Origin of the sequence: Rhizobium sp. 57MFTsu3.2, from assembly GCF_012932765.1 — a bacterium.
In the GTDB taxonomy this organism is placed as follows: Bacteria; Pseudomonadota; Alphaproteobacteria; order Rhizobiales; family Rhizobiaceae; genus Rhizobium; species Rhizobium altiplani.
In genome coordinates this window covers 34613-45015 of the sequence record NZ_JDWI01000039.1, presented here as the reverse complement: position 1 = coordinate 45015, position 10403 = coordinate 34613, and the positions used below count along the sequence as shown (strand labels likewise).

General features: G+C 58.5%; 7 protein-coding genes and 2 pseudogenes. 5 read left to right on the top strand and 4 right to left on the bottom strand.

All coding sequences use genetic code 11. From position 1 onward, the window contains the following. Positions 1-525: 525 nt before the first annotated feature. The 3 genes from AF71_RS28035 to AF71_RS28025 form a co-directional block, all read right to left on the bottom strand. The gene (locus AF71_RS28035) at positions 526-3420 is read right to left on the bottom strand and encodes a winged helix-turn-helix domain-containing protein (protein ID WP_169683950.1); all 2895 of its coding nucleotides are present in this window, start codon (positions 3418-3420) and stop codon (positions 526-528) included. A gap of 95 nt (positions 3421-3515) precedes the next feature. Next, the gene (locus AF71_RS28030; RefSeq protein ID WP_169683949.1) at positions 3516-3923 is read right to left on the bottom strand and encodes an Ohr family peroxiredoxin; all 408 of its coding nucleotides are present in this window, start codon (positions 3921-3923) and stop codon (positions 3516-3518) included. Between the two features lie 56 nt (positions 3924-3979). Then, the gene (locus AF71_RS28025; RefSeq protein ID WP_169683948.1) at positions 3980-5287 is read right to left on the bottom strand and encodes an epoxide hydrolase family protein; all 1308 of its coding nucleotides are present in this window, start codon (positions 5285-5287) and stop codon (positions 3980-3982) included. Between the two features lie 227 nt (positions 5288-5514). On the opposite strand from AF71_RS28025, the gene AF71_RS28020 reads away from it, so the two are divergent. The 4 genes and pseudogenes from AF71_RS28020 to cpsB all read left to right on the top strand — a co-directional run. Continuing rightward, a complete protein-coding gene (locus AF71_RS28020) occupies positions 5515-5910 on the top strand; it encodes an Ohr family peroxiredoxin (RefSeq protein WP_113489752.1) in 396 nt (131 codons plus the stop codon). Between the two features lie 71 nt (positions 5911-5981). Next, positions 5982-7013: a DUF3095 family protein gene (locus AF71_RS28015; RefSeq protein WP_169683947.1), complete on the top strand. Its 1032-nt coding sequence runs from the start codon at positions 5982-5984 to the stop codon at positions 7011-7013. Between the two features lie 83 nt (positions 7014-7096). Further along, positions 7097-7987 carry a DMT family transporter gene (locus AF71_RS28010; RefSeq protein ID WP_169683946.1) on the top strand — a complete coding sequence of 297 codons (891 nt, stop codon included), beginning with the start codon at positions 7097-7099 and terminating at the stop codon, positions 7985-7987. Positions 7988-8090: 103 nt separating this feature from the next. After that, positions 8091-8379: pseudogene (cpsB, locus tag AF71_RS28005) on the top strand (mannose-1-phosphate guanylyltransferase/mannose-6-phosphate isomerase); the annotation flags it as partial. An 82-nt stretch (positions 8380-8461) separates the two neighbouring features. Here the strand turns inward: cpsB and AF71_RS31945 are convergent. Then, positions 8462-8661: pseudogene (locus AF71_RS31945) on the bottom strand (LysR family transcriptional regulator); the annotation flags it as partial. A 473-nt stretch (positions 8662-9134) separates the two neighbouring features. Here AF71_RS31945 and AF71_RS28000 point away from each other — a divergent pair. Next, positions 9135-10250, top strand: a complete 1116-nt coding sequence (locus AF71_RS28000) for a class I SAM-dependent methyltransferase (protein ID WP_169683945.1) — start codon at positions 9135-9137, stop codon at positions 10248-10250. Positions 10251-10403: the final 153 nt, after the last annotated feature.

The window sequence follows — 10403 nt, the reverse complement described above, 5'->3', positions numbered from 1 at the left end:
CCGGAATGGACGCTTGATCTTCCCAATCGCGGCTTTGAACTGAAGAAGGTAAGCGGGATCGACTTCCGGATCGGGCTTGGGATCGCCTGGAACAGAGAAGACCCGACCGCTGGCCGCGACGACATTGTCGACATCGCACGGTCGCTGGCAAGGGCAGGGCGGCAATAGGTACTCGCAGTTACCGCGGCTGGGAACAGCTATTACCTGGCGGTGCCGCGGCTGATCCGCCCATGCCTTCCTGTCTGTCGATTTTCGGGCTTTACCCACACCATCCCGTAGCGGCTGTCCTGTCTACCGCTGCCGTTCTGGCCATTCGGGTCCGGACAGGCGATCCAAACCCCGGCTCAATAGCCATTGGAACAATTCAGAGGTCGCGGGCCTCTATTGGGTCTCGCCTACTGCCAGTGGCGCCCCTGGTGATCCACAGAGGGCAATCCTCCCCGCTGGGTCAAGTCTGCCTTCGTCGAGCAGTAGCAGAGGAGGTGGCGCGGTGCGCGAACCCTCCCGCCGCCGCTCAGCGCGGATTTATGGGCGACGTGTTGGCCGCTCGTGCGATGCCTCGATAGCGATCGGGACACCACCGTCGTGCATCGACATGTCCTTGGCTGCCCGCAGATCGTCGGTGTCGTGGCCCTCGTCGAATTCATCAAGGACTAGCCGGAGGATCGTTGCAGCTTCCTTTTTCTTTCCGAGGTCCGCTTCGAGTGCAGCGAGATCGCACGAGGCGCGCAGTTCCCAACCGCGTGCGCACATCTTTCGACTGGCGGCGATGGCACCTGCAATGCAATGGCATGCCTCATCCGAAGCGGAATTCGCTCCCAAAAGGTTCCCCTTTATTCGCAGAAGTTCCGGGCCGTAGCAGAAGTCCCCTTTGGTTTCGACCGATTGGATGGCTTTCTCGACCCGCTCCAACCCTTCGTTGACTTTGCCGAGCGCCGCTAACCCTTTTATCAGCGAGATTTCCAGCATGGTGGTGAAGACCTCATAGGTGGAGGCATGCAGCCGTTCAATGCATCGGCGGAGGCTGTCGACGCCTGCGCTGGGGTCTCCCCGGCGGATAGCTATTTCCGCCTCGAAGCCTCTCGCTACTGACACGTATGGCGACAGGGAGTGCAGCCCGGCACGCGAAATCAGCCAATCAATGTGCTCTTGCGCACTCTCCAGGTCGCCGCGCCAGAGGAAAACGGCGATGCCACCGAGCAGCGCGATGCAAAGTGTCAACGAATGATCCGCCTCCGCCGCTTCCTTGATCGCTTGCCGCGCCCGGACGGCCGCTTGGTCAGGGAAGCCTTGAAGCCAGAGATTCCTGGCAAGGATCCCACCTGCTAGCCCACGCCCCTGGAAACCGACATAGCTTCCCGGCGCGCGGCTGGGAAGCGGATCGCTCGCTAACGCAGCCTCCAGTTCGAGCCTGGCACGGCCAAGTTCGCCGCCGAAGTGCAATGAATTGCCCAGAAAGAAGTGCCCAAGCGAAATCGCGGACGGCTCCTCGGTCGCCTCAGCGACGGAAGAACAGCGATAGGCACACTGGAGTGCCGATTTGAAATCTCCCGTTCGCAGATGAAACATGTTCAATGGGCCGAGGACCTTCAGTTGATCGACCGCATTCCCTCGACCTTCGGCAATCTCCAGACCCCTTGTGAGCGCGGGGAGCGCGTCACGGCCGCCGTGGAGATACATGCGGGAGATTCCAAGGCCAGCCTGAAGATGCATCTCCTCACGGCTTTCCCGATAATGGTCGCCCATTGCAGAAAGAGCGCGTTCGGACCAGCGCTGGCATTCCGGAAAGAGCGACATCGCCTGAAATACCGGAACAGCCGCGGCAGCCAAGCTGATACCGACATCGACATTGCCGCTGTCGCCGAACGCCCATTCCAGGGCCGCCCGGACGTTATTGATGCCAAGGAAATAAGGCAGCCGTTCAGGTCCGCTCGAGAGCGTTGGCCAATCCGGGCCAAACTGCTCCAACCAACGTCGGTAGTACGAGGCGTGGCTCGCCGCCAGGTCGGCAAGCTCATCTTCAATCTGGCTATTGAGTGCGTAGGCGCGCGTTGTATCGAGCAATCGATAGCGCATCATCGCGCCGAACGAGTTCGCGCTCAGCAGAGACTTCGCAACAAGACTGTCGATGGCACCAAAGAGTGCAGGTCGGTCAAGAGACGGTGTTGCGATCACCTCCCAGGCGGCATCAAGCGTGAAATCGCCAACGAAGATGGCCAGTCTCCGAAGAACGGTGCGATCGAGGTCGGACAGCAGCCCGAAACTCCAGTCGAGCGTCGCCTGCAGGGTCTTCTGACGTGGCGGCGCGTTGCGCGATCCCACCCATGCCAGGGCAAGATGCTGATCGAGCAGGGCAGCCGTCTGGGAGAGGCCATAGGCCTCAACACGTCTCGCGGCCAGTTCCAGCGCAAGCGCCATGCCATCGAGTTTTCTGCAAATCGCCGCAATGATGCGAGCATCGTCGTCGGTGAGGGACAACGGCACTCCGCTCGCGGCGATGCGCTCGGCGAACATCTGGGAAGCCGGATAGGAGAGAATTTTCTCGGCAGTCATTTCCGGATCGACCGGTGCACAGGCCAGCGTGTCGAGCTTGTAGATACTTTCGCCTTCAATCCTGAGGGCTTCGCGGCTCGTGACCAGGATGCGGACGTGCGGCGCGGCATCGATGATGCTTGCCGCCAGGTCTGCGACGGTATCGACCAGATGCTCGCAGGTATCGAACACAAGAAGGATACGCTTATCTCTGAGGTAGGCGAGCAAACTGGGGCGCACGTCATCGGAGCCGACGGGTATTCCGAGCATGGACGCAAGCGCGGGTGAAACGAGCGATGGATCGCTTAGCGTCCCGAAATCAGCAAGCACCGCAGCTCCATCGAACGCTCCCGCCAGTTGATTGGCCAATGCTATTGCGACGGTAGTCTTCCCGACGCCTCCACCTCCCACGATGGAAACAACAGGAAATCTCGACAGCCTCTCGGAAAGGTCAAGGATATCACTTTCGCGTCCGACCATACGTTCCAAGCGGTTGGGAAGATTGGCATGCCTGAATTTCACCGCGTCATCACCGGGGACCAGCGCAGCGGACGAGCCTGAGATCGGGGCAACGAAGCAGTAGCCGCGGCCGGGGATGGTGGTGATGTAGCGTGCACCGTCCCGCCCATCGCCAAGGGCTTTACGCAGCCCGGTCATGTGAAAGCGAAGGTTGCCTTCCTCAACGATGACGTCGGGCCAGACCGCCGACATTAGGTCCTGCTTGGTCAGCAGCGTATTGGGAGCCGAAGCAAGAGCGATCAGTAGGTCCAGCGCCCGCGCGCCAAGTTCGACAGGAACCCCTTCCTTCGCAAGGAGGCGCTGACCCACATTCAGACAAAAAGGGCCGAAGGACAGGTCACCTGCAGCATCGCCTGTCGCCCGCGTCATTTCATGCCCCCTAACCAACTCCACCGTGCTGTTTATACTCCAACCTCTTTTTCGGAGCCACGGTGGCTCAACATTCTGTCTGCGCACTTCGGGGATCAGACAAGATTGTAGAAGGCATGGATGTTGCCATGTGTTGCCCGGCAGTATGGGCACTCAAGTCGAGCAGCTTCAACCAAAGCAGACGCAACTTCCCGATCCAGGCCGGGCAGGTAGATATCAAGGCGAACGCCGACGACGTATCCCTGGTCGTCCGAGGATAACTCCACATTGGCGTATATCCTGACATCCGCGTGGAGCTTGATCCGCCTGATATCGGCGACATGTTTCAATGAACTTGCGAAACTCGCCGACCATGCGATCGCGACGAGCTGCTCAGGGTTCGTGCCTAGCCGATTGCCGGCAGGATTTGAGAGCCTGATATCGAGAGCACCGTCCGAACTGCGCGCGAAGCCGTTCTCTCGGCTGCCAATCGTTTCTGTCCTGGCAGTATGCACATGTTCCATGATCGTACCCCGGGGGAAGGAGGGAGGCGCGCGCATATGCGCGCGCCGGACAAAGGTCAGCCAGACTTCCGCAGACTGCGGAACCCGGCCCGCACTTCATCGACGAACAGCTTGGGCTGTTCCCAGGCGGCGAAGTGACCGCCCTTTGCCACCTTGTTGTAGTGGATGAGGTTGGGGTAGGCGGCTTCGGCCCACTTGCGCGGGGTCTGGTAAAGCTCATCCGGGAAGACACTCACCGCGACTGGTACCTTGACGCCCTTGGGCGCAAAGAAAGCGAGCTTGTTTTCCCAATAGAGGCGGGCGGCTGATACGCCTGTGTTGGTCAGCCAGAAAAGCGTGACGTTGTCGAGCACGTCGTCCGGGCTGAGACCTTCCTTCTGGCCGTCGAAGGAACGGGCGATCAATTCAAGGCTTCGGGCGTCGTGGTCGAGCATGTAGGTCGCAAGCGCGATCGGCGAGTCGGCCAACCCGGTCAGCGTCTGCGGTCGTGTTCCCATCAGGAAGGCGTAATAGACGTGCTTGTAGAAGAAGACGAGCTGGTCGTAGGACCTCCGCTCTTCGTCCGACAAGCCTTCCGGAGCAGGAGCGCCGGCAAAGGATGCGTTGTTGATCTCCACAGGAATTGCTCCGGGCATGTTCGTATGGATGCCGAGCAGTTCGGGTGGCGCTTGGACGCCGATCATGTCGGTGACCACCGCACCCCAGTCGCCGCCTTGGGCGACAAAGTTCTTGTATCCCAGCCGCCGCATCAGGGTAGTCCATGCGGCCGCAATGCGTTCCGGCCCCCAACCGGTGGCGTCGGGCTTTCCGGAAAAGCCATAGCCGGGCATGGACGGGATGACGACGTGGAACGCGTCAGAGGCATTGCCCCCATGGGCTGTCGGGTCGGTGAGAGGGCCAATGATCTTCAGTTGCTCGACGATCGAGCCCGGCCAACCATGCGTCACGATCAGCGGCAGCGCGTTTTCATGCTTTGAACGAACGTGGATGAAGTGGATATCGAGGCCGTCGATTTCCGTGATGAAGTTCGGCACGGCATTGATCCGGGCTTCGACCTTGCGCCAGTCGTAGTTGGTCTGCCAGTGTCGCAGTACCTGCTTGATGGTCCTGAGCGGTACGCCTTGCGAGAAATCGCTTACCGTTTCGTTCTCCGGCAAGCGGGTATGGGCAAGCCGGTAACGGAGATCATCAAGATCGGCTTCCGGAACGTTGACCCGGAATGGACGGATTGCTTCGGGATCGGTCGACGCGATTGAACGCCCAGGAAACACGTTTGCGATACCGAGCGCGGCGATGCCGGTTGCGGCGGCACCCAAAAGTCGGCGTCGATCGAGGTCGATAACTTCGGTTCTGGTGGTGGTCATGGTCTCTCTCCTCGAGAATGGCGGTTGAGAGTCTGCACCGTTGTGCTGCCCGAAAAGCTACGCCGCGGAGCTGCGAAGCTCACGTTAGGCGTTGTTAATCCTTGTTTGTTGGAGGGCTGCGGCAATCAACGTCTAACAACGCCTAACGTGCGATTTCGGTCGTGCGGAAGTACTTCTGTTGGCAGCACAACGGTGCAGACACTCAACCAACACAGAGGAGTTTCGCCATGACACACAAGGTTCTGTTCACGGGTAAGACGCACAACACCAACGGCCGCGATGGCGGCGCACGCAGCAGTGATGGCCACCTGGACATCAAGATGACACAGCCTCATCCAGCCGCAGAAAATCTGTTCGGTGCCGCCTGGTCGGCCTGCTACATGGGCGCTATCGAGTATGCGGCATCGTTGAAGCACATCAAGCTTCCGGCCGGTGTCGCGGTCGACGCCGAGATCGATCTGAACCTGGAGGAGGGTTCGTACTTCCTCAGCGCTCGCTTGAATGTCAGCGTTCCTGGCGTCGACCCCGCAGTGGCAACCGAGCTGCTGCACGACGCCCACAACATTTGCCCCTACTCGAAGGCAACGCACGGCAATGTCGATGTTGTGACAACCCTCATCTAACGGAAGCGCGCCTTGCCTGCCCTGCCACGATGGCAGGGCAGGCAAGCAAATCTTTGATGTAGGAGGCTTCAATGGACAAGGCATTCCGATACCTCGAAGCCAGCAGCGATTTCGCCGAACTGCTGGATACGACAGGCTACACGCCGTTACCCGACGACTGGCTGATTGGAGTAACCGACGTCGTCGGTTCAACCTCAGCTATTGCCCGCGGGCAGTACAAGGATGTGAATTACGCGGGCGCTTCGGCGATAGCGGCGCTTGGCAACGCGTTCGGCAATTACGACTTTCCATTCGTTTTCCGCGGCGATGGTGCAGCGTTTGCCTTTGATCCCGATGCAAAGGAAGTCGCGATTAGCGTCCTGCGGCGCGTCGCAGGCTATGCCCGCGACCATTTGCAGCTCAAACTCAGGATCGGCCTGGTGGCCGTGAAAGACATCCGTGCGGCCGGAAGCGATGTGAAAGTCGCGCGTTACGCGGCGTCGGAGGCCGCCACGTATGCCATGTTCGCCGGCGGCGGGTTGAACTGGGCTGACCGGGAGATCAAAGCTGGGAATCACACGCTCCTGCCGTGTAAGGCATACGCAACGCCCGATCTCGAAGGGTTGACTTGCGAGTGGGCACCCATCGCAAGTCGGCGTGGCGAAATCCTCTCCCTTCTGGTGGAGCCACAGGACAACAGTAGCCCCGAGGCCTTCACCTTGCTGGCAAGGCGACTGCTTGCCCTACTCGGTGTAGAAGATGGCTCATCACGTCCCGTTCCCGAGGATGTCGTGATCACCAGCTCCGTTGCTGACTATCTCGGCGGCAAGGGGTGGACAGACGTCGTTCTCAATTCCGACTACAGACGATACGACGATGTCCTTCGCCTGACCCTGGACTGTACGCCGGAGCAGATCAAGAACGTCGAAGCACTCCTGACGCCGGCGCACGATCGGGGCGAAGTCTACTTCGGCCTGCATCGCCAATCTCATGCGCTGATGACCTGCCTCGTCCCAGTCGGTGCTCGAGGGTCCCATCTGCACTTCCTGGATGGGATGGGGGGCGGCTATACGGCCGCGGCCTCACGGCTCGAGACACAGAAGCACGCTCATCAGCCGCGTTGACGCGACCATCAAAATCTGGCTTCGGACGCCGAGAATCCGAAGATTTACGACTGCTAACGTTTTTCAAACACTAGAGATATTTCATGACCCTCAACCGTTTCGCTCCCGCTATTTTTGTGTTTCTCTGGTCAACTGGCTGGATCATTGCGAAGTATGCGGCTCTTCACTCCGAGCCATTCTCGTTCCTCACGGTCCGTTACGCGCTCTCGGCGGTTGCCTTCTGCGCTATCTCCGTTGCCATCAGGGCGAAATGGCCCAGTGGCGCTTTGGCGTGGCGGGCGGTCTATTCGGGCGCTTTCCTGCACGGCTTCTATCTTGGCGGTGTCTGGTGGGCGGTGGCGCACGGGGTGCCAGCCGGCATTTCCGGCATCGTTGCCGCCATGCAGCCTCTTCTCACGGCACTGGCGGCCAGCATCCTCATTGGCGAGCGGCTGCGCCCTTCACAGACGGCGGGCCTCGCACTCGGATTCGTCGGCATCGCTGTCGCCATTTCACCGAAGCTCATGCAACCCGAGGCGTCCGATCTCCTTCACGCTGGCGTTCCGCTCGCCGTTAATCTGGTGGCCATGTTCGCTGTTACCTACGGGACGATTTATCAGAAGAAGCACCTTCAAGATGGTGATCTGACCGCAATTGCGACGTTGCAATATCTTGGTGCGTTGGCCTTGACCGCCCCCTTCGCGCTCGCCTTCGAGACGTTCCGCTTCGATGGCACATTCGAGACCTACGCCGCTCTGGCCTGGTCGGTACTCGGGATATCGGTGGGAGGTATTGCACTGCTTCTTTATTTGATCCGCCGAGGTCAGGTCTCGCGCGCTGCGTCCCTGATCTATCTCTGCCCGCCTACGGTGGCGATCCAGGCTCTCATTGCGTTCGGCGAGCCACTTACCCCTCCACTCATCGTTGGCACGGTGATTGTCGCCGCTGGGGTTTACCTTGCCAATCGGAAAGCACCCCGAGCCGCGAAGGCATGAGGTATTCCATCTGCTCGCAGCGGCTATGGGCCTCTGCGAGCAGAGAATGTTCAGCGAGCTTTCCGCAGGCTTCGCAAACCTGTCCGAACCCTCATCGACCTCAGTGGCGGTCATCGCCCAGCGAGGATGCCGTCTACGTTGGTCGCCTCGACGCAGGAAGTCGGCAAGCTGGTGAAGCTCCTCGCCAAGGCCAAGGAAACATCAAGCCTGACGGGAACCCACCCGACCTGCTATCGCCCTTGGGGCGGTTATACGTCGCTTTTCAATTTCGATCGTTTCCAGTTGAATCGCCTGCCCGTGTCGCCGGGCAAAAAGTCGTTGCTACAGAGGCATTTCCACCGTTCTCAACACTGGTCTGCGTCAAAGACACGGCTGAAGTAACGGTCGGCGACGAGCGGAGTTTCGTGCGTGAAACGAGTCTGCCTATATTCCGCAGGGCTAACGTAGGCATTGGCTTGAATAGGCGATACGTCAACGTCTTCCGCTTTCCGGATGGCCCGTTCGCGATAGATGCACCCAGGTGGAAACACCGCAAGCGGAATCGGATCAGCCCCGCCGGATAGGCTTCGGTTACCTACCCAGCACAGCGGTTCCTCCCACTTGGCAATGCAGGCACCATCTTCCGGCTCACGCTTGACAAGGGCAAGATCGAGCTCTCCCGCTTGAAGAAGCCTCGACCTGGACAAAGGCAAACACCTCTTTTGACGCGCCTTCATTGAGCGCTAGCGAGAAGCGGCCAGCCATTGAAAGCAGATTGCTAGCCAACTACTCGTAATTTGCTTCGCAAAAATAAGACGACGGGTCGGCTCGACAGCAACAAAGAACTGCTACCGTGCGATGCCGACGAATGCAGAAGATCTCATAGCAACCGCACATCCTGCTTGCGGACGCCCGGACGATTGTCGTAGAGACTACAAAAGTTTCAGTCCGTGGAGCGATCGGCAACAAGGGGGGCCGACCTCGTCAATGAACCTGGGGGGCGCCACCCACTCGCGCTGACGCAGGCCGAAAACTACAGCCTCCGGTGGTCCAGAGACTAGCGGAGGCTCAGAAAACCCAGCCCCCCGAGACACAGGGGGAACAAGGGTATCATATCACTACGAAACAATCGCAACCAACGATTTGCGAAAAATGGAGAGAGAGGCAAATGCGGTTTAAATTCGGGGAGAACTGGGCTGACTTCGTCGAGAAATCCTTCTCCGAAGAAAAGGTTCAAAACTCGATGGATCACATTAGGCGATTTCTTCGTTGTGAAAACCTTCAGGGCAAGAGCTTCCTCGATATCGGCAGCGGATCTGGCCTACATTCATTGGCTGCATATCGACTCGGAGCCAAGAAAATAGTCAGCTTCGATTATGACCCGAGTTCGGTTGCTACCACAGAAAAATTGAGACAGTTAGCAGGTGCCCCTGAACATTGGTCCGTAATGCAAGGCTCCGTACTGGAGTCTCCATTTATGGAAAGCTTCGAAAAATTCGACGTCGTTTATTCGTGGGGTGTGCTTCATCACACCGGCGACATGTGGAGCGCAATACGCAATGCTATGATTCCGTTGAAGGAAGGTGGTGTATTCTACACTGCTCTGTATTCGACGGAAATGTATAGCAACCCTCCGTCCCACCGTTGGTTAGACATTAAGCGCCGCTACAACTCGGCGTCTGAGATTAAGAAGCGCCGGATGGAATGGCAATATGTGTGGGATACGACTTTCAAGCCCGCATTGCGGGCCGGACAAAATCCGTTAAGGATCATGCGGAATTATGGCGAGCGCGGCATGACATTCTGGACTGATGTGAAAGATTGGCTTGGCGGATATCCGATGGATTTCTCCGGCTATCGCGAGACCGCGCAGTTCTGCAAGTCTGAAAAGAATCTTGACCTTGTGAACTCGCTGACCGGCGAAGGTAACACGGAATTCCTATTCACGGATCTCAGCAAAAATGGGCAATGGAGCGAAATCGAAGCTAACCGAAAGCAAATCCCGTTGAGTGGTCCTTTTGTTGCAGAGGGGCGCTATTGCTTCAGCGCCGATCTTCATCTCCTGGCCGAGGCTGCGGATTTCGATGGTCATCCCAAGCGTTCGCGCCTTATGCTCTACGAAGACGGCGCACCTCTCGGGTTGGCGCATTTTTCGCACGAAGATATCCGTATTTTTGGAGCCGGTCGTTTTGTCCATTGGGCGACAAGAATTTATTTCTCGGCTTCCGATTGCACAAATCCTGACTTCAACGGCCGCGCTTATTCTTATGTGGAGAACTGGTAGCTCCATCTGGCTGCGTTGCTTGAGTGTAATTCTTAAAGTCGAGCATTGGGCAATTTGGTGATGGTTATGGTCCTGCTAATCCGCACTGGCATCGCCACCGGCAGTGAAGCTTGGGATTCGACGCGCCGAGATTTCTTCCCGTTATGCCGTGTG